The 17,545-nt window shown below is 47.3% G+C and carries 27 protein-coding genes and 1 pseudogene; 26 read left to right on the top strand and 2 right to left on the bottom strand.

Features of this window, described 5'->3' with window-relative positions:
* The 23 genes and pseudogenes from rpsH (at position 1) to salA (ending at position 13,661) form a co-directional block, all read left to right on the top strand.
* The gene (gene rpsH / locus AC6B99_RS30475; RefSeq protein ID WP_046234238.1) at positions 1-399 is read left to right on the top strand and encodes a 30S ribosomal protein S8; all 399 of its coding nucleotides are present in this window, start codon (positions 1-3) and stop codon (positions 397-399) included.
* A 31-nt stretch (positions 400-430) separates the two neighbouring features.
* On the top strand, positions 431-973 hold the full coding sequence (rplF, locus tag AC6B99_RS30470; protein WP_046234239.1) for a 50S ribosomal protein L6: 543 nt from the start codon (positions 431-433) through the stop codon (positions 971-973).
* Positions 974-1,033: 60 nt separating this feature from the next.
* Entirely contained in the window at positions 1,034-1,402 is a 369-nt protein-coding gene (gene rplR / locus AC6B99_RS30465) for a 50S ribosomal protein L18 (protein WP_046234240.1), read from the top strand.
* A gap of 30 nt (positions 1,403-1,432) precedes the next feature.
* Positions 1,433-1,930 carry a 30S ribosomal protein S5 gene (gene rpsE, locus AC6B99_RS30460; RefSeq protein ID WP_046234241.1) on the top strand — a complete coding sequence of 166 codons (498 nt, stop codon included), beginning with the start codon at positions 1,433-1,435 and terminating at the stop codon, positions 1,928-1,930.
* A gap of 13 nt (positions 1,931-1,943) precedes the next feature.
* Positions 1,944-2,123 (top strand): 50S ribosomal protein L30, encoded by a 180-nt coding sequence (gene rpmD / locus AC6B99_RS30455; protein ID WP_046234242.1) that lies wholly within the window; start codon positions 1,944-1,946, stop codon positions 2,121-2,123.
* 44 nt (positions 2,124-2,167) lie between these two features.
* Positions 2,168-2,608, top strand: a complete 441-nt coding sequence (gene rplO / locus AC6B99_RS30450) for a 50S ribosomal protein L15 (protein WP_046234243.1) — start codon at positions 2,168-2,170, stop codon at positions 2,606-2,608.
* Positions 2,609-3,910, top strand: coding sequence for a preprotein translocase subunit SecY (gene secY, locus AC6B99_RS30445; protein WP_056035803.1), 1,302 nt, complete (start codon positions 2,609-2,611; stop codon positions 3,908-3,910).
* Between the two features lie 86 nt (positions 3,911-3,996).
* Positions 3,997-4,647, top strand: coding sequence for an adenylate kinase (locus AC6B99_RS30440; RefSeq protein WP_056035806.1), 651 nt, complete (start codon positions 3,997-3,999; stop codon positions 4,645-4,647).
* Entirely contained in the window at positions 4,647-5,408 is a 762-nt protein-coding gene (map, locus tag AC6B99_RS30435; protein ID WP_056035809.1) for a type I methionyl aminopeptidase, read from the top strand. The genes AC6B99_RS30440 and map overlap by 1 nt, the downstream gene beginning before the upstream one ends.
* Before the next feature lie 7 nt (positions 5,409-5,415).
* Complete coding sequence (locus AC6B99_RS30430; protein WP_056035813.1) at positions 5,416-5,697, top strand: KOW domain-containing RNA-binding protein; 282 nt, start codon at positions 5,416-5,418, stop codon at positions 5,695-5,697.
* Positions 5,698-5,700: 3 nt separating this feature from the next.
* Entirely contained in the window at positions 5,701-5,916 is a 216-nt protein-coding gene (infA, locus tag AC6B99_RS30425; RefSeq protein ID WP_046234248.1) for a translation initiation factor IF-1, read from the top strand.
* Positions 5,917-5,960: 44 nt separating this feature from the next.
* A complete protein-coding gene (gene rpmJ, locus AC6B99_RS30420; RefSeq protein ID WP_003333770.1) occupies positions 5,961-6,074 on the top strand; it encodes a 50S ribosomal protein L36 in 114 nt (37 codons plus the stop codon).
* Between the two features lie 18 nt (positions 6,075-6,092).
* Positions 6,093-6,461 carry a 30S ribosomal protein S13 gene (gene rpsM, locus AC6B99_RS30415; RefSeq protein WP_046234249.1) on the top strand — a complete coding sequence of 123 codons (369 nt, stop codon included), beginning with the start codon at positions 6,093-6,095 and terminating at the stop codon, positions 6,459-6,461.
* Positions 6,462-6,480: 19 nt separating this feature from the next.
* A complete protein-coding gene (rpsK, locus tag AC6B99_RS30410) occupies positions 6,481-6,876 on the top strand; it encodes a 30S ribosomal protein S11 (protein ID WP_046234250.1) in 396 nt (131 codons plus the stop codon).
* Positions 6,877-7,002: 126 nt separating this feature from the next.
* Positions 7,003-7,947, top strand: coding sequence for a DNA-directed RNA polymerase subunit alpha (locus AC6B99_RS30405; RefSeq protein ID WP_046234251.1), 945 nt, complete (start codon positions 7,003-7,005; stop codon positions 7,945-7,947).
* A gap of 42 nt (positions 7,948-7,989) precedes the next feature.
* Positions 7,990-8,355 carry a 50S ribosomal protein L17 gene (gene rplQ, locus AC6B99_RS30400; RefSeq protein WP_046234252.1) on the top strand — a complete coding sequence of 122 codons (366 nt, stop codon included), beginning with the start codon at positions 7,990-7,992 and terminating at the stop codon, positions 8,353-8,355.
* Positions 8,356-8,554: 199 nt separating this feature from the next.
* Positions 8,555-9,313: a tRNA pseudouridine(38-40) synthase TruA gene (gene truA / locus AC6B99_RS30395; protein ID WP_494865553.1), complete on the top strand. Its 759-nt coding sequence runs from the start codon at positions 8,555-8,557 to the stop codon at positions 9,311-9,313.
* Positions 9,314-9,497: 184 nt separating this feature from the next.
* A complete protein-coding gene (rplM, locus tag AC6B99_RS30390) occupies positions 9,498-9,935 on the top strand; it encodes a 50S ribosomal protein L13 (RefSeq protein WP_046234254.1) in 438 nt (145 codons plus the stop codon).
* 20 nt (positions 9,936-9,955) lie between these two features.
* The gene (gene rpsI / locus AC6B99_RS30385; RefSeq protein ID WP_046234255.1) at positions 9,956-10,348 is read left to right on the top strand and encodes a 30S ribosomal protein S9; all 393 of its coding nucleotides are present in this window, start codon (positions 9,956-9,958) and stop codon (positions 10,346-10,348) included.
* A 378-nt stretch (positions 10,349-10,726) separates the two neighbouring features.
* Positions 10,727-11,422 (top strand): phosphoadenylyl-sulfate reductase, encoded by a 696-nt coding sequence (locus tag AC6B99_RS30380; RefSeq protein ID WP_056035820.1) that lies wholly within the window; start codon positions 10,727-10,729, stop codon positions 11,420-11,422.
* 1 nt (position 11,423) lies between these two features.
* Positions 11,424-11,552: pseudogene (sat, locus tag AC6B99_RS30375) on the top strand (sulfate adenylyltransferase); the annotation flags it as partial.
* A 113-nt stretch (positions 11,553-11,665) separates the two neighbouring features.
* Positions 11,666-12,445 (top strand): N-acetylmuramoyl-L-alanine amidase CwlD, encoded by a 780-nt coding sequence (gene cwlD / locus AC6B99_RS30370; RefSeq protein WP_056035848.1) that lies wholly within the window; start codon positions 11,666-11,668, stop codon positions 12,443-12,445.
* 106 nt (positions 12,446-12,551) lie between these two features.
* Complete coding sequence (gene salA, locus AC6B99_RS30365; RefSeq protein WP_496664936.1) at positions 12,552-13,661, top strand: iron-sulfur carrier protein/transcriptional regulator SalA; 1,110 nt, start codon at positions 12,552-12,554, stop codon at positions 13,659-13,661.
* Between the two features lie 244 nt (positions 13,662-13,905).
* Here the strand turns inward: salA and gerD are convergent, their stop codons facing one another.
* Positions 13,906-14,604, bottom strand: coding sequence for a spore germination lipoprotein GerD (gerD, locus tag AC6B99_RS30360; protein ID WP_056035833.1), 699 nt, complete (start codon positions 14,602-14,604; stop codon positions 13,906-13,908).
* 163 nt (positions 14,605-14,767) lie between these two features.
* Between gerD and AC6B99_RS30355 the strand changes: the two genes are divergently transcribed.
* Positions 14,768-15,388 (top strand): KinB-signaling pathway activation protein, encoded by a 621-nt coding sequence (locus AC6B99_RS30355; RefSeq protein WP_496664935.1) that lies wholly within the window; start codon positions 14,768-14,770, stop codon positions 15,386-15,388.
* Positions 15,389-15,417: 29 nt separating this feature from the next.
* Here AC6B99_RS30355 and pdaB read toward each other — a convergent pair whose 3' ends face one another.
* A complete protein-coding gene (gene pdaB / locus AC6B99_RS30350) occupies positions 15,418-16,233 on the bottom strand; it encodes a polysaccharide deacetylase family sporulation protein PdaB (protein ID WP_056035838.1) in 816 nt (271 codons plus the stop codon).
* A gap of 108 nt (positions 16,234-16,341) precedes the next feature.
* Between pdaB and AC6B99_RS30345 the strand changes: the two genes are divergently transcribed.
* Positions 16,342-16,968, top strand: a complete 627-nt coding sequence (locus AC6B99_RS30345) for a stage II sporulation protein M (protein ID WP_056035841.1) — start codon at positions 16,342-16,344, stop codon at positions 16,966-16,968.
* A 162-nt stretch (positions 16,969-17,130) separates the two neighbouring features.
* On the top strand, positions 17,131-17,352 hold the full coding sequence (locus AC6B99_RS30340) for a hypothetical protein (protein ID WP_046234262.1): 222 nt from the start codon (positions 17,131-17,133) through the stop codon (positions 17,350-17,352).
* Positions 17,353-17,545: the final 193 nt, after the last annotated feature.

Here is a 17,545-nt window from a genome sequence, read left to right as displayed (position 1 = left end):
ATGGTTATGTCTGATCCGATTGCAGATATGCTGACACGCATTCGCAACGCGAACGTTGTTCGTCATGAAACCGTTGAAATGCCCGCTTCGAAAGTGAAGAAGGAAATCGCTGAAATTCTGAAGCGTGAAGGTTTCATCCGCGATGCTGAATATATCGAGGATAACAAGCAAGGGATTATCCGTATTTTCTTGAAATACGGCCCGAGCCAAGAGCGCGTAATCACTGGTCTGAAACGTATTTCTAAACCAGGTCTTCGCGTTTATACAAAATCTAATGAGATCCCTCGTGTACTGGGCGGTCTGGGAATTGCTATTATTTCCACGTCCAAAGGGATTATGACTGATAAAGAAGCACGTCAAGGCAAAGCTGGCGGCGAAGTCGTCTGCTACGTTTGGTAATTAACAAGTCACAAAGATTGGAGGTGTAACGATGTCCCGTATTGGTCGCAAACCAATCCAAGTGCCTAACGGCGTAACAATCAACTTGGAAAACACAGTTATTACTGTTAAAGGACCTAAAGGAACGCTTTCCCGTGAATTTCACAAAGATATGAAAGTCAATGTGAGTGAAACTGAAATCGTCATTGAACGTCCTTCTGACAATAAATTGCATCGCTCTTTGCACGGTACTACTCGCAGCATCATCGCTAACATGGTGAGCGGAGTTACTGACGGATTCTCGAAAAATCTTGAACTCGTTGGCGTAGGTTATCGTGCAAGCAAAAATGGTGAGAAAATCGTTCTTAACGTTGGTTACTCTCACCCAGTGGAAATCGCTCCTGAAGGCGGAATCGAATTTGACGTTCCTGCGAACACGAAAATTACTGTTCGCGGAATCGATAAAGAACTCGTTGGCGCATTTGCTGCCAAAATCCGTTCCGTACGTGAGCCTGAGCCGTATAAAGGTAAAGGTATCAAGTACGAAGGCGAGCGCATTATCCGCAAAGAAGGTAAAGCTGGTAAGAAGAAATAAGCAGTCTGACATGGCTGCTTAACATAGCGGTATGAGGAATTGGAAAGGAGTGAACCTTGAATGATTACGAAAGGCGATAAAAACAAGGCACGTCTGAAAAGACACTTGCGTGTTCGTAAAAAAATCAATGGAACGGTTGCACGCCCACGTCTGTCTGTGTTTCGTTCCGCTAAGCATATGTATGCTCAATTGATCGACGATGTACAAGGAGTAACACTTGCTGCTGCTTCTACTCAAGACAAAGAGCTGACTGAAGCTATCGGCAACGGCGGCAGCGTTGAAGCTGCTCGCAAAGTCGGCGAATTGCTTGCAAAACGCGCTCAAGCGAAAGGTGTAAACCAAGTAGTATTTGATCGTGGTGGTTACTTGTATCACGGAAGAATTCAGGCGCTTGCTGATGCAGCTCGCGAAGCTGGTCTGGAATTCTAATCGACTTTACTTATAAGGAGGTTAAACGACTTGCGTATAGATCCGAATACGTTAGAACTTACTGAAAAAGTTGTCAACATCAACCGTGTTGCCAAAGTTGTTAAAGGCGGACGCCGCTTCAGCTTTAGTGCATTGGTAGTAGTAGGCGACGGCAACGGCTATGTTGGCGCAGGAATCGGTAAAGCAGGCGAAGTACCTGATGCAATCCGCAAAGGTATCGAAGATGCTAAGAAAAACCTGATTCATGTACCAATCGTTGGTACAACAATTCCTCACCTTGTGCTAGGACATTTCGGCGCTGGAGAAGTTCTCCTGAAGCCGGCATCCGAAGGTACAGGTGTTATCGCTGGTGGCCCAGTTCGTGCAGTTCTTGAACTTGCTGGCGTTGGCGATATTTTGACGAAATCCCTCGGTTCTTCGAACTCCATGAACATGGTTAACGCAACGCTCGAAGGTCTTTCACGTTTGAAACGTGCTGAAGATGTTGCGAAGCTTCGTGGTAAAACTGTCGAAGAGCTGTTAGGTTAAGGAGGGGCATACGATGGCAAAATTGCAAATCACCCTCGTTCGCAGTTTGATCGGCCGTAACGAGAAACAGCGTGCTACTGTAGCATCGCTGGGACTTCGTAAAATCCGTCAAACCGTTGAATTGAACGATACTGTAGCTATTCGCGGCATGGTTAAACATGTTAGCCACTTGGTTAAAGTCGAAGAAGTATAAGATAGTCATTCCTACAAAGAAATAAACAAGGAGGTGCAAGAACGATGAAATTGCATGAACTCGCACCAGCACCAGGTTCCAAGCAAACACCAAAACGTAAAGGTCGCGGTATTGGTACCGGTAACGGTAAAACAGCTGGACGTGGTCACAAAGGTCAAAATGCTCGCTCCGGCGGCGGTGTTCGTCCTGGTTTCGAGGGTGGTCAAAACCCATTGTACCGTCGTGTACCGAAACGCGGATTTAACAACCGTTTCCGTAAAGAGTATGCCATAATCAACATTGAAGAGCTGAACAGCTTTGCAGCAGGCACCGAAGTCACTCCAGAAGTTCTTCTTGAGCAAGGGATTGTTAAAAATCCACTGGCAGGCATTAAGATTTTGGGTAACGGTGAAATCAACGTCCAACTGACTGTAAAAGCAAGCAAGTTCTCTCAATCTGCGGTAGAGAAAATCCAGGCTGCCGGCGGTAAAACCGAGGTGATCTAATTGTTCAAAACCGTGTCCAACATTTGGAAAGTAGCGGATTTGCGCTCGCGCATTCTATTTACGCTTTTCATCCTGCTCATTTACCGGATTGGTTCTTTCATTCCGGTACCGGGCATCAATAAAGAAGTGTTCAAACAAGTTGATCGCGCAGGTGCAGATTTGTTCGGCTTGCTTAACACGTTTTCTGGTGGAGCGCTTTTCAAATTCTCTATCTTTGCAATTGGGATTATGCCATATATCACGGCTTCGATTATCGTGCAGCTGTTATCGATGGATGTTATTCCTAAATTTGCAGAGTGGGCGAAGGAAGGCGAGAACGGCAAACGTAAGCTCGCGCAAATTACTCGTTACGGCACGGTTATTCTTGGTTTGGTTCAAGGTTTTGCAACAGCAATCGGCTTCAACCGCCAATATGGCAATGAGATGATTCCTGGAGCGACCTTCGTTGATTATTTGGTTGTTGCTATCATCTTGACTGCAGGTACTGCTTTCTTGATGTGGCTTGGCGAGCAAATTACTGAGCGTGGTATTGGTAACGGTATTTCGATCCTGATTTTCGCAGGTATCGCTGCTGGTATCCCAGGCCACATCCGTACAATTTGGCAAGATCAATTTATTGGTCAAGAAGCTGCTTTGTTCTGGAATATCGGTAAAATGGTTCTGATCCTTATTGCGATCATTGCCATTATCGTCGGTGTTATCTTTGTTCAGCAAGGGATTCGTAAAATTCCGGTTCAATACGCTAAACGCGTAGTGGGCAGAAAAATGTACGGTGGACAATCGACTCATATCCCGATGAAAGTAAACGGAGCAGGCGTTATTCCGGTTATTTTTGCGGTATCGCTTCTGATGTTCCCAGTTACGATTGCTCAGTTCTGGAATGGATCGGCATGGGCAAACTGGATTATCAATAATATGTATTATGACAAACCGCTTGGTATGGTCTTGTATGTACTGTTGATTATCGGTTTCACTTTCTTCTATACCTTCGTTCAAATAAATCCGGTACAAATGGCGGATCAAATGAAAAAGAACGGTGGTTACATTCCAGGTATTCGCCCGGGTAAACCAACTTCTTCTTATCTGACTCGCGTTATGTCACGTATTACATTGACGGGCGCGCTTTTCCTAGCGGTTATCTCGATTTTGCCAGTGCTCTTCGGAACGCTTGCAGGATTGCCGCGTACGGTGCAACTTGGAGGAACTTCGCTTCTGATCGTTATCGGCGTTGCGCTTGATACGATGAAGCAAATCGAAACCCAGTTGATCAAACGCCATTACAAAGGGTTTATCAATAAATAACAATAGGTTCTGTTCGGGCTTCCGTGACGTCGCTTGCGATGGTACGGACCCGCATGAGCCTATTGTGTTTAAAGCGAGGAACACGAATGAACATTTTATTCATGGGCCCTCCGGGAGCCGGTAAAGGAACGCAAGCTGAACGAATCGTTTCCGAGTTTGGTATACCACACATCTCGACAGGCGATGCATTCCGCCTTGCTATGAAAGAAGGCACTGCGCTCGGTCTCAAAGCGAAAGAGTATGTCGATAAAGGACTGCTTGTACCCGATGAGATTACGAACGGTATCGTAAAAGAACGTCTTGCACTAGACGATTGCAATAAAGGGTTTTTGCTGGACGGTTTTCCTCGGACATTGCAACAAGCCGAAGCGCTTGATGGCATGCTCAAGGAACTTGACCGAGGCATTCACCATGTCGTTAATTTAAAGGTTGATCGTGGATTTCTCTTGGCACGCCTAACTGGAAGACGCATTTGCAAAACATGCGGAACGACGTATCACATTCTGTTCAATCCGCCGAAGCAAGAAGGCGTCTGTGATAAAGACGGCGGCGAATTGTATCAGCGTTCGGATGATACGGAGGAGAAGGTTGGAACGCGTCTGGATGAGTACATTTCCAAAACTGCTCCACTTCTTGACTATTACAGTGATAAAGGTCTTCTTCGCGAAGTCGATGGCGAGAAGGAAATTGATGCGGTAACGGCCGACATTACTTCCATCTTGCGAGGTTCATTGTAATGATTATACGCAAATCCGAATCGGAGCTGCGCTATATGAGAGAAGCAGGCAGAATTGTTGCGGATGCCCATCAGTTGATGGCGAGGTCGGTGAAGCCGGGTATTACTACCATGGAGCTTGATCAACTAGCTGAAGACTACATTCGCAGTCAAGGAGCCGTGCCTTCTTTTAAAGGTTACAATGGTTTTCCCGCCAGCATTTGCGCTTCTGTAAATGACGAGCTGGTACATGGTTTTCCAGGACCTCGGAAGTTGAACGAAGGCGATATTATTAGTATCGATATCGGAGCGCAGTACAATGGCTATCATGGCGACTCTGCCTGGACCTACCCGGTCGGCGCAGTAACGCCTGAAGTACAAAGGCTGCTGGATGTAGCGGAGCAGTCGCTTTATGCGGCCGTGAATCTCATCCGTCCGAATGAGAAGCTATTTACAATATCCCATGCTGTTCAACAAGTTGTCGAAGCGGCTGGCTTTTCGGTTGTACGCGAATTTGTTGGTCATGGAATTGGAGCGAAGCTTCATGAGGAGCCGCAAATTCCGAACTATGGTATGCCAGGTCGCGGACCGAAGCTAGAGCCAGGAATGGTGCTTTGCATCGAACCTATGGTGAACATCGGTGAACGATATGTCCGCACGCTTGAAGACAATTGGACGGTCGTAACGGAAGACGGCTCAATGTGTGCCCATTTTGAGCATACGGTTGCCGTAACGGAGAATGGTTTTGAAATTTTGACGCTTTCGAAGCCACAGGCGGACTGAGCCAGAGATGGATAAGTTCCCGCAGGTAGGCCAAATTGTCAAAGTGCTTCGGGGCAAGGATGAAGACAGCTATGCGGTGGTCATATCCGTCATTGACGAACGTTTCGTTATGATTGTAGATGGCGATAAGCGGCGCTTCGACTCGCCAAAGAAGAAGAACGTTCTGCATCTCGAGTTACAGCCTGTGATAAGCAGCGAAGTTGTAAACAGCTTGCTTGAATCAGGCAGGGTGACCAATACCAAGTTACGTTATGTTATACAGAAGTTTGCACATGCGAAAGGAGAATGACGGTTGGCTAAGGAAGACATCATTGAGGTCGAAGGTACGGTGATTGAACCGTTGCCGAATGCCACATTCAAGGTGGAGCTGGAGAACGGTCATCAAATTCTCGCACATGTTTCCGGTAAGCTCAGAATGCACTTTATTCGTATTCTGACAGGAGACAAGGTGGTTATACAGTTATCGCCTTATGATTTAACAAAAGGGCGCATCACCTATCGTAAGTAGGCCGCATTGCGGTTTGCGAGCGAAAGATTCGGGAGGTAATCACAATGAAGGTTAGACCTTCGGTTAAGCCGATTTGCGAAAAATGCAAAGTCATTCGTCGCAAAGGCAACGTTATGGTGATTTGTGAAAATCCGAAACACAAACAAAAACAAGGATAGAAGGAGGGATAACGGCCTATGGCACGTATAGCTGGTGTAGACTTGCCGCGTGATAAGCGCGTCGAAATCGCTCTGACATACATTTTCGGTATTGGCAAAGTGACTTCACAAAAAATCTTGAGCACAACTGGCGTTAACGCGGACACTCGTGTTCGTGATTTGACGGAAGATGAGCTTGCGAAAATTCGTGAAGCAATTGACAAAACAGTTAAAGTGGAAGGCGACTTGCGTCGTGAAATTTCGCTTAACATCAAACGTCTGATTGAAATCGGATGTTACCGTGGTGTTCGTCACCGTCGTGGATTGCCTGTTCGTGGACAACGCACGAAAACAAATGCGCGTACGCGTAAAGGTCCTCGTCGGACTGTAGCTAACAAAAAGAAATAAGAAGAGGTGAAATAGGATAATGGCAAAACCGAAAAAAGTCGTTCGTACAAAACGTCGTGATCGGAAAAATATTGAGTCTGGCGTCGCTCACATTCGCTCGACATTCAATAACACGATTGTTACAATTACGGACCCTCACGGCAATGCAATCTCTTGGGCAAGCTCCGGTAACATGGGTTTCAGAGGTTCGCGTAAAAGCACACCTTTCGCAGCTCAAATGGCAGCTGAAACTGCAGCTAAAGCAGCAATGGAACATGGCATGAAAACCGTTGAGGTTATGGTTAAAGGTCCAGGCGCTGGTCGTGAAGCAGCTATTCGTTCGCTTCAAGCAGCAGGTCTAGAAGTTAACCTGATTAAAGACGTTACTCCAGTGCCTCATAACGGATGCCGTCCACCAAAACGTCGTCGCGTATAGTTGGATCCACTGTGGTATCAAATGACAGCAACTTGTGAATAATGGTTGTGAAGGTTTGGCATACTACGAGATTTGACTTAAGATACGGTATGGTAACGGAGCGACGTTTGAAGGAGGGTACTATTAGTGATTGAGATCGAAAAGCCGAAAATCGAGACCGTGGATTTGAACGAGGATGGGACTTACGGACGGTTCATTGTTGAGCCGCTCGAGCGTGGCTATGGCACGACGCTTGGAAATTCGCTTCGCCGAATTTTGTTGTCGTCTTTGCCAGGTGCAGCTGTTACTTCCGTTCAGATCGACGGAGTGCTTCACGAGTTCTCTACAGTTCCAGGAGTGATGGAAGACGTAACTGAAATCATTCTGAACCTGAAGGGCCTCTCGTTGAAAATCCACTCCGATGAAGAGAAGGTTTTGGAAATCGACGCTGAAGGCGAAGGAATCGTTACGGCGGGCGATATTCGTGCTGACAGCGATGTCGAGATTTTGAACCCTGATCTTCACATCGCCACCTTGGCCTCCGGCGCGCGGCTCCATATGCGTGTTTTTGCTAATCGGGGACGCGGATATGTGCAAGCGGACCGTAACAAAAGGGAAGATCAACCGATTGGAGTTATCCCGGTTGATTCGATTTACACGCCAATTACACGTGTAAATTACAGTGTGGAGAATACTCGTGTTGGTCAAGTGACTAACTATGATAAACTTACGCTGGAAGTTTGGACTGATGGCAGTATTCGTCCGGAAGAGGCTGTAAGCCTCGGCGCTAAAATCTTGACTGAGCATTTGGATCTGTTCGTTGGCTTGACTGACGAAGCGAAAGATGCCGAGATTATGGTGGAGAAGGAAGAAGACAAAAAAGAGAAAGTTCTGGAGATGACTATCGAAGAACTGGATCTTTCCGTACGTTCATACAACTGCTTGAAGCGTGCAGGAATCAACACTGTTCAAGAGCTGATTACGAAATCCGAAGAGGACATGATGAAGGTTCGCAACTTGGGCCGCAAGTCGCTTGAGGAAGTTCAAGAGAAGCTGGAAGAACTGGGTCTTGGCCTGCGCATGGAAGAGTAGCATCAATTAGTCTAGACTACAGGCAAGGGAGGGAAAATCAAGATGGCATATCAAAAACTAGGCCGTAACGCTAGCGCGCGGAAAGCATTGTTCCGTGACCTCGTTACTGACCTTTTCCTTTATGAGCGTATTCAAACAACGGAAGCAAAAGCGAAAGAGGTTCGTTCGATCGCTGAAAAGCTGATCACGAAAGCGAAGCAAGGCGACTTGCACGCGCGTCGTCAAGTAGCAGCTTACGTGCGTCGTGAAACAATCGATGGAGAGCAAGATGCAATCCAAAAATTGTTCTCGGAGCTGGGCCCCCGTTACTCGGAGCGTCCGGGCGGATACACGCGGATTTTGAAACTAGGACCTCGCCGTGGCGACGCTGCGCCAATGGTATATTTGGAACTGGTAGACCGCGCGTAACATGAGAAAGGGTGGACCCTCGAGGCCACCTTTTTTTATTTGCTGGCTTTTGTGAGAGCAGGAGATGCAGCAAAGGCATAAGGGAGCTAGAAGCTGGAGAGCTTTTGAAGGTTTGGGTAAACTCTCTGTTGAGAGTTTGGGATAGAAGCCTTTAAAGGTTAGGGTAGAAGCCCTCTCGAGGGTCTGGGAGGAATTCCACATGCGAAATATTGCAGTGAAGGTCAGCTATGATGGGGCGCAGTTTAATGGCTTCCAATCTCAGCTGGAGCCGCATCTTAGAACGGTGCAGCAGGAGATTGAGAAAGCGTTAAAGGCGCTCACGGGTGAGGAGATTCATATCATTGGCTCGGGCAGGACTGATGCAGGCGTTCATGCTATGGGCCAGGTATTCAATTTTCATACGGAATCCGTCATACCGTCGGAGCGATGGGCAATTGCGCTGAATACGAGGCTGCCGAAGGATATCGTTATTTTGGAGGCGCGCGAGGTGCCGGAGCATTTTCATTCCCGGCGCTCGGCCAAACGAAAGACGTATCGTTATTCGATAGATCGTGGCAAGTTCCCGGATGTATTCACCCGCGAGTATTGCTTTCATTATCCGATGCGCTTAGACGCAGAGGCTATGGCGAAGGCACTGCCCTATATAATAGGCGAGCATGATTTTACTTCTTTTACATCTATTCATTCGACGAAGCCGCATCATATAAGAACGATTTATGAGGCGTATTTTGAACAGCAGGGCAGCAAGCTTCATATGTACGTGACCGGCAACGGTTTTTTGTACAATATGGTGCGGGTTATTATGGGAACACTGCTGTGGGTAGGGCAAGGCAAGCTGCAGCCGGAAGATATGAAGCGCATATTAGAGGGCAAAAGCAGGTCTTTGGCTGGCCCAACTGCAATGCCTCATGGCCTTACGTTGGTCGAAGTTGAATATCCCGATGAACTAAGAAGTTAATCGTACAAACTGCTTGCTTTAGGCCACTTTTTATAGTAATATATAACTTGTGCTTTCTTAGTGGCTATCCCACAGCCCCGACTGAGATCGTCACAAACTTGGCAGCAATAACTGTTATAAATCGAACGGAAACGTTCTTTGATAAAATTAAATTTTAAACGTAAGCGAATGAAGGAGGATCTCCATGCGTACCACCTATATGGCTAAGCCAAATGAAGTTGAACGTAAATGGTACATCATTGATGCGGAAGGTAAAACCCTCGGTCGTCTGGCAAGCGAAGCAGCTAGCTTGATCCGTGGCAAACACAAGCCGCAATTTACACCTCACGTTGACACAGGCGATTTCGTTATCGTAATCAACGCTGAAAAAATCGTTCTGACAGGTAAAAAACTGACAGACAAAATGTACTACCGTCACTCGATGTACTCTGGTGGTTTGAAAGTTACACCAGCTAACGTTATGATCGACAAAAAGCCTGATCGCGTTATCGAATTGGCTGTTCACGGCATGTTGCCAAAAACACGTCAAGGTAACAAAATGAAGCTTAGACTTAAAGCATACGCTGGTTCGGTACATCCGCACCAAGCACAAAATCCTGAAGTTTACGAACTTCGCGGGTAATTAAAGGGGAGGACAGTTTCATGGCTCAAGTGCAATACTATGGAACGGGTCGTCGTAAACACTCTGTTGCACGTGTACGTCTCGTGCCAGGTGAAGGACGAATCATCATTAACAAACGTGATATCAACGAATACTTCGGTTTGGAAACATTGAAACTTATCGTTAAACAACCGCTTAACCTGACAGAAACGCTTACGCAATATGATGTATTGGTTATTGCTAACGGCGGCGGTATGTCCGGCCAAGCTGGTGCTATCCGTCATGGTATCTCCCGCGCTCTACTGAAAGTAGACGCTGAATACCGTCCAGCTCTGAAACGCGCTGGATTCCTGACTCGTGACCCACGTATGAAAGAGCGTAAAAAATACGGTCTTAAAGCGGCTCGTCGCGCGCCACAATTCTCGAAACGTTAATATGTTGTTCAACAGCCCCTGGCCTTCTGGCCGGGGGTTTTTTGTTGTTTATTGAAGTTTGTGACGGAGGGTGCCGAGAAGCTGAAATAAATGGAACGGTTAGGAACCGAATCCTTGGAGTCATTTTTCTGAAAAATAGTCCATAAAAAGCACTGAAAAAACCAACCCGGATATTTGCTGGCAGGCAGGCTTAAGAAAATACAGGAAATGTAGACGGGACAAGCGGAGAAAGTGTGCTTGGAGCCCGTTTTTTTGCATAATAAACAAACTTTAATTCATTTTGGAGTAAACTAGATATTGAAGATTGTGAGTGGTCGACGTATAATTAGACTTAAATACAGATCAATATACTTGGTATTGATGCGGAGGAGTAAAACGATGAATCTTTTTGAGAAGGAAGCCCTTATTGCCAAGCAGGCGGTTGAGCTGGAAAATGCAACGCCAGAGGAAATTATTGCTTTTGCTGTAGCAACATTCCCTAATCTTACTTTTGCTTGCAGCTTCGGTGCAGAGGATGTTGTGCTCGTTGATATGCTGCAGAAGGTTAGCCCAACAACGGACATTTTCTACTTGGACACTGATTTCCACTTTAAAGAAACGTATGAAACTCGCGATCGCATGATCGAGCGTTATCCAGGAATTCCGTTCGTAGAAGTAAAGCCGAAAATTACGCCGGAGCAGCAAGCTGCCCAATATGGCGAAGAGCTATGGAAAACCGATGCTAACCAATGCTGCGATATTCGGAAGGTAGAGCCGCTTACGCGGATTTTGTCCCAATACGAAGCATGGATTACAGGTATCCGTCGTGATCAGGCGCCAACACGGGCTAACGCGAAAAAAATCGAGTATGATACAAAATTCGGATTGGTGAAGTTTAACCCGATTGCACATTGGACAACTGAAGATGTATGGAACTATATCCGTGAAAATGATGTCATCTACAACCCGCTTCATGATCAAAACTATCCGAGCATTGGTTGCGAACATTGCACACGTCAAGTTAAACCGGGTGAAGATCCGCGTGCTGGACGCTGGGCAGGACAAGAAAAAACAGAGTGCGGCTTGCATAAATAAACCGCTTTATTTCGAACACAGCTTCTTCTGTCAAAAATGCGGCAACATGGCGACGACCAAAACATGTCCGCATGACAAATCCGAGCATTTGACGTTTTCGGGCACAAAAGTACGCGCGCTGCTGCGTGACACTGTGAATGTGCTGAGACACACTCATAAATAACCATCTCGTCCCATAAGATGATAATGAGCGCCGGCCAAGCTGGAGCTGATTATTATTTGATGGAGGACGGGGTGGTTTTTTTGCGCCGATGGGGACGACGCTTGGTCGTTTGGATAACGCTAAAGGGAGCGCTGCGGTTGACTGCTGCTGTGCTGGCTATTGCACTCGTATGGACGCTGCTTACTTACGGAGATGAACGGACGGCGCGGACATGGAAAACTTGGGCAACGCCTTTGTCCGGTAAGACGATCGCGCTTGATGCTGGGCATGGTGGAGTAGACGGCGGGGCAGTCAGCAAGCAGGGAGTCGTTGAGAAAGATTTGAATATGGCGATTGCGCTTTATTTGCGCGATTATTTGCAGCAGGCGGGGGCCATTGTCGTGATGACCCGCGAAGGGGATTATGATCTGGCAGCTCCAGATACGAAAGCCTATAGCAGGCGGAAAACAGAGGATTTGCATAAGCGTGTAAATGTCATAAAGGAAAGTCAGCCTAACTTGGTTGTCAGCATTCATATGAACAGTATTCCGTCGGCAAAGTGGTCGGGGGCGCAAACCTTTTACAATCCGGCTAATCATCAGGACAGCAAGTTGCTTGCTGCTGCTATTCAAAACGAGATCAAACGCAATTTGGAAAATACGAGCCGTGTCGCCGCAACGGAAAATACCGTCTATTTGCTCAAAGCGATTACAGATGTGCCTACCGCTTTAATTGAAGTTGGCTTTCTGTCTAATCCAGGGGAAGCAACCAGGCTCGCCGATTCGGATTACCAGCGCAAGGTCGCTGCTTCCATTTATCAAGGGATGCTGCGATATGCTGCTGGAGAGAAAATGACGCTTTCCGCAGAGGATAAGCCATAAGTCGAAATCGTTCCGACATGTTACAGCCATGAATGTTGCTGCTTAACTATGCTATAATCATTATTAATAAGCAGTAATTGCATACATAAAGGTGGGACGTATCCTAATGTTAACACGTGAGCAAGCTTTGGAAGCCGTTGAAGCAGTAACGGCGCTATATACGGCGGGCGAGGTAGCCGTCCGCGATGTGATGGTGAAGGACCGTCAAGTTTCACTGACGGTGCTGGTTGCCAGCGAGGAGGCGAAGCCCTCGCTGGAAGCCGCGCTGCGCGAAGCGTTAGCGCGGCTGGGCGCCGAAACCGTGCACTGCCGGTTTCGTGCGCTAGAGCCTGCAACTGCGGCGGATGCTTCCGCGCAGCGCGGGGCGCCAAGCGGCGGCGGCGAAGCCTCCGCTGCCGCAGGCGCAGGCGCCGCCGGCCCCGTGCAAGGCCACGGGGCCGGGCTGGCGAGCCCGCTGCTGGATGCCCGCAGCGGGGTGCAGTTCATTGCCGTCGCCAGCGGCAAGGGCGGCGTCGGCAAATCCACAGTGACCGTGAACCTCGCGGTCGCTCTCGCTCGCAGGGGCAAGCGTGTCGGCATTATTGACGCCGACATTTACGGCTTCAGCGTGCCCGATATGATGGGCATTGAAGAGCGCCCGCAGGTCGTGAACGAGCGGGTCATCCCGATTGAGAAATTTGGGGTGAAGGTGATGTCGATGGGCTTTTTTGTCGAGGACAACAGCCCGATCGTATGGCGCGGCCCGATGCTGGGCAAGATGCTGCGCAACTTTTTTGACGAAATCGAATGGGGCGAGCTTGATTACTTGCTGCTCGACTTGCCCCCGGGAACAGGCGATGTGGCGCTGGACGTCCATCAGATCATTCCGCAAAGCAAAGAAATTATCGTCACGACGCCTCACGCTACAGCGGCATTCGTTGCTGCCCGCGCAGGGGCCATGGCCATCAAAACCGAGCACGAAATCATCGGTATCGTTGAAAACATGGCGTATTACAAATGCAGCAAATGCGGCGAGCGGGAATACATTTTTGGCCGAGGCGGCGGCGGAAGGCTAGCCGAGTCGCTTCATGCCGAGCTGCTGTCCCAAATTCCGCTTGGTGCGCCGGATAATCATCCATCAGAGCCGGACTTCTCGCCATCCGTATACAAGGCAGAGAGCGAGACAGGACTGCTTTATTTGGAGCTTGCAGACAAAGTGCTTCAAAAATGCGAATAGCACGCTCTTCTACGACTGAATAGCTCTCACTTTTTCAACTGAATAGTTAAAATAAAAAGCCCCATGCCAACGAATGAGGATCAGCCAAGCAACTGGCTTACCTACATTCACAGCGGGGGCTTTTTTTTGTCCAAATATAAGAAAGTATAGGTTAGCCGTACTGTTCTTCTATTTCTCGTAATGAAACACGCCGTGCCGCCAAAAGGACGGCGACAGCCGTTTCACCATTCACCTTGATCACAAACTACATCGTATTATCCTGCTGTCCATCTCCTGAGCCTGAATCCTGGCCACTGTCTTCACCGGAATCTTGTTGATCCCCACTATCCCCACCAGAGCCTTGCTTCTCCACCTTTTCGTTAGGCTTCGGTTTCAGCTCTTCCTGTACAGCTTTCTTCATCAGATCGAGAACTTCAAGCCGGAAAAGCGGATTTTGCATCGACTCCTGCATAATCGACATGACTTGTTTTTTATACTGCGTGCTTTGCAGTACCTCCAAAATCATCTTGTCCATCTCCGGATTTTTCATCACCTTAATTAACTGCTCCTGATACGACGGATCTTTAAGCAGCTGCTGGTGAATTTCCTTGTTCTGCTTATTGACGGCTTTGGCAAACTCCCCAGCGAAACGCACGTCGGTCATCAGCGTCTTGATCACCTTGTCATATTCAGGGGCGACAAGCACATCTTTTACCGCCAGACGGACCTGCTCCTGATCCTGAACGGACAAAAGCTTGGACGTGTTCCCGTTATAGCCCGACATTTGCTGGGCCGATTCCTGGAGCGCTTTTTGAGCATCCTCCGTTTTGAGTATATCAATGACCATCGATTTCATGTCTTTGTACGTGACTTGTTGGCTGCTTCCCGATGATTCTGATCCACAACTGGCCAAGACAAAAGACGTTGCAATGAGAAGCATAATTACCGTCATACGAATGCGCATGATTCGTGTTCTCCCTTCGTGGCAGCATTCCTGTATTGATGGGAGTAGTATGTGTCAAAGTTCCATTGATTATCATGGGGAAAGGTTAGCTTTTTAATGTGAACGTGGTAAAATAAAGGATGTTGGACAGGGTGTGCTTGAAAAATTTAGGGGGATGTCAAACGTGAATATCAGAAAATGGTTTTTTCTCTTTTGGAGCTGTATGGCAGTAGGCGGCTTGGCTACGGCGATATGCGGAATAACGATGCAGTGGACGGATCCGGAATTCGGCTTTATGGGGCTGGATGCCTCGGGATTTAATTTTGCAATGATGGCGCTTGTTGGCCTTATGTTTGGAGCATTCAGCCAGATGGGCTTTTTCGCTTATTTGACTTTAAATTATATCGCGCTTAGCGTATTTCGCAAAAGCTATCTCTGGAACACGCTGCAAGGCTATTCCACCGTATTTGCGGCATTTGCCTTAGGCTATTTATTGTTTGAGCAGCGGACGAATAACTGGTTCTTCTGGCTTCTGCCGCTTCTCCTTATGGTGTTCTCTCTGGCGGTTTCTTATGTAAAGGTGAAGCAGACGAAGGCGGTAGCTTTTGTGCCGACCGCGTTTCTTATGTTTACCGTTACTTTCATTGAAGCTTATCCTGCTCTAAAAGGGGAAACCAACACCGCAGCCATCATCTTTATGATTGTGCCGCTATTCGTATGTAATGCGTACCAAATATTGATGCTGCCGCGGATATTGAAAAGCGAAGCGACCGAATCTGCATCATCTGCAAAGCCGGTCGCTTAATGTAAGTGCGATTTTCAACCTTTCACGGCTTAATGTTTGACGAGTGCGTTCAATTGGCTTGTACCGGTGGAGGACATAGTGGATTTGTCTTGTACGGCTTTGCCCTCGGTTTCCGTCTGAGTAATCAGCTCCGTTACCGTTACGAAGTCATAGCCCTTGGAGCGCAGCTGGTCGATAATAACGGGCAGTGCTTCATGAGTTTGCTTCACAGAATCGCTGGCATGCATCAATATAATATCGCCAGGATGAGCGCGGCTCACGACTCGGCTAATGATTTTATCCGTCCCGATGTTCATCCAGTCCAGCGAGTCGGTATCCCATTGAATAACCTTATAGTTCATTTCACTCGCAATGCGCAGTACCCGTTTGTCAAAATCGCCATTCGGCATCCGAATCAAATTAGGCTGTTTGCCGGTCGTATCGGAAATAATCGAATGAGCGGTAGAAATTTGCGTGCGGATTTCGTCGTCGCTCAGCTTGCTGTAATAATCATGCTTGTGACCGTGGCTTCCAATTTCATAACCGGCGTCGGTTATTTTCTTCACGATATCGGAATGCGATTGAATCCAAGGCGACGATAGAAAAAAGGTAGCTTGCGTAATGCCTTTGTCTTTAAGCACTTTCAAAATCGGCTCCGCGCGTTTTTCACCCCAGCTAATATCAAACGTAAGGGCCACGACTTTCTTTTCTGTCGGTACACTGTAGATGGCAGCGGGCTGCTGTGGTGAAAACACCGTAATATTGTCTCGCTCCGCGTAAATGACGCCTACCGAAAATACGAGGGCTAGTACAATTAGACTGTAGTGCTTGATTTTACGACCGTTCATCACATAAAAAAAGTTCATTTGGACGGGCTCTCCTCTCTAATGGAAGCTTGTTCTAGTACAATCTATGCTCATAGCGCCAAGTTATTCATGCTTGTTCAATTGAAGATGGGCAGAGGAGGACAATACTTGTTTAAGCCTCGGGAAATTCTCGATCACTTTCGCTCGATGAGCGGCTATATTGCATTTGGATTTGTTCTATTTTTTGCCGGAATGGTTGTAGGGGGAAGTAATACGACGATTAGCGATATGCTGGATCAACAGCTGGAGGCCATTGCTCAACTGGCTCAGCAGCTTGATCAATCGGCTAATCCGACGATGAGCTATATTTTGTTCATTTTTTTCAACAATGCCATTAAATCTATCTTCATTATGTATCTCGGAGCATTCCTTGGATTGGTACCGTTATTTTTCCTCGTCTTTAATGGGATGATTATTGGTTATTTGCTTAACCGAACAGCTGAGCTGCACGGGGCGGGCACTGTAATGGAAATGATTTTTAAAGGCTTGCTGCCGCACGGCATTATTGAAATTCCGGCCATCATTATTGCTGGTGCATATGGGATGCGGTTCGGCGTCCTGGTTTTAAAACTAATGAAATCCACCGTAAGCCCGAATGGCCAAGTGGAAAAGAGCGGATTCGAAATTTTATTTTTCATGAAAAAAACGATTCCAGTCGCCGTTGTGCTTACGATTTCTCTGCTAGTGGCTTCTTTAATTGAAAGTATCATTACACCTTGGCTTCTGAAGATGTAATAAAATTCCTATTATTTGTGCATAACAATAAAGCGGCGTTATTACGTGCGAAGCGTAGACGCCGCTTTATTGTTTCATCAAGCTGCATGAGGCAGAGCAAGGACGAGCCTATTCGCTATACAGGCGAACGATCGTCACCACTTGAGGAGGGCGCAAACCACTATGCTAGGAATTCTATTCAACGATAAAGAATGCAAAGAACTCGACTACGTCCTGCGCAAGGAACTCGATGAAATGCTGCTTGATCTCAATGACTCCCGTCTGGATGGAGAAATCAAGCAGTCGATTACCCGCCGTTACAAAACGATTTTCCGCATGTATGCCCGTTTGGCATCCCCAAAAGAGCTTTCCCGCTACGCTTTAAACGTCCGTACATATAAGTAATTTAAGGCCTCTAATAGGCCTGAATTTGGGCCTGAAACATAATCGAAAATAAATTAAAAAAACACTTGCAATCGCATAGGCGCCCGTGATATATTATATGAGTCGCCGCTGAGACATACGGCAGACACGAACGAAACGCAAGCAAGAGAAATTGTTCTTTGAAAACTGAACAACGAGTGAAACTGCCACATTA

It is taken from the genome of Paenibacillus liaoningensis (assembly GCF_059609455.1).
The sequence above is the reverse complement of the archived record's forward strand: the minus strand, read 5'-3'. Positions and strand labels throughout refer to the sequence as shown.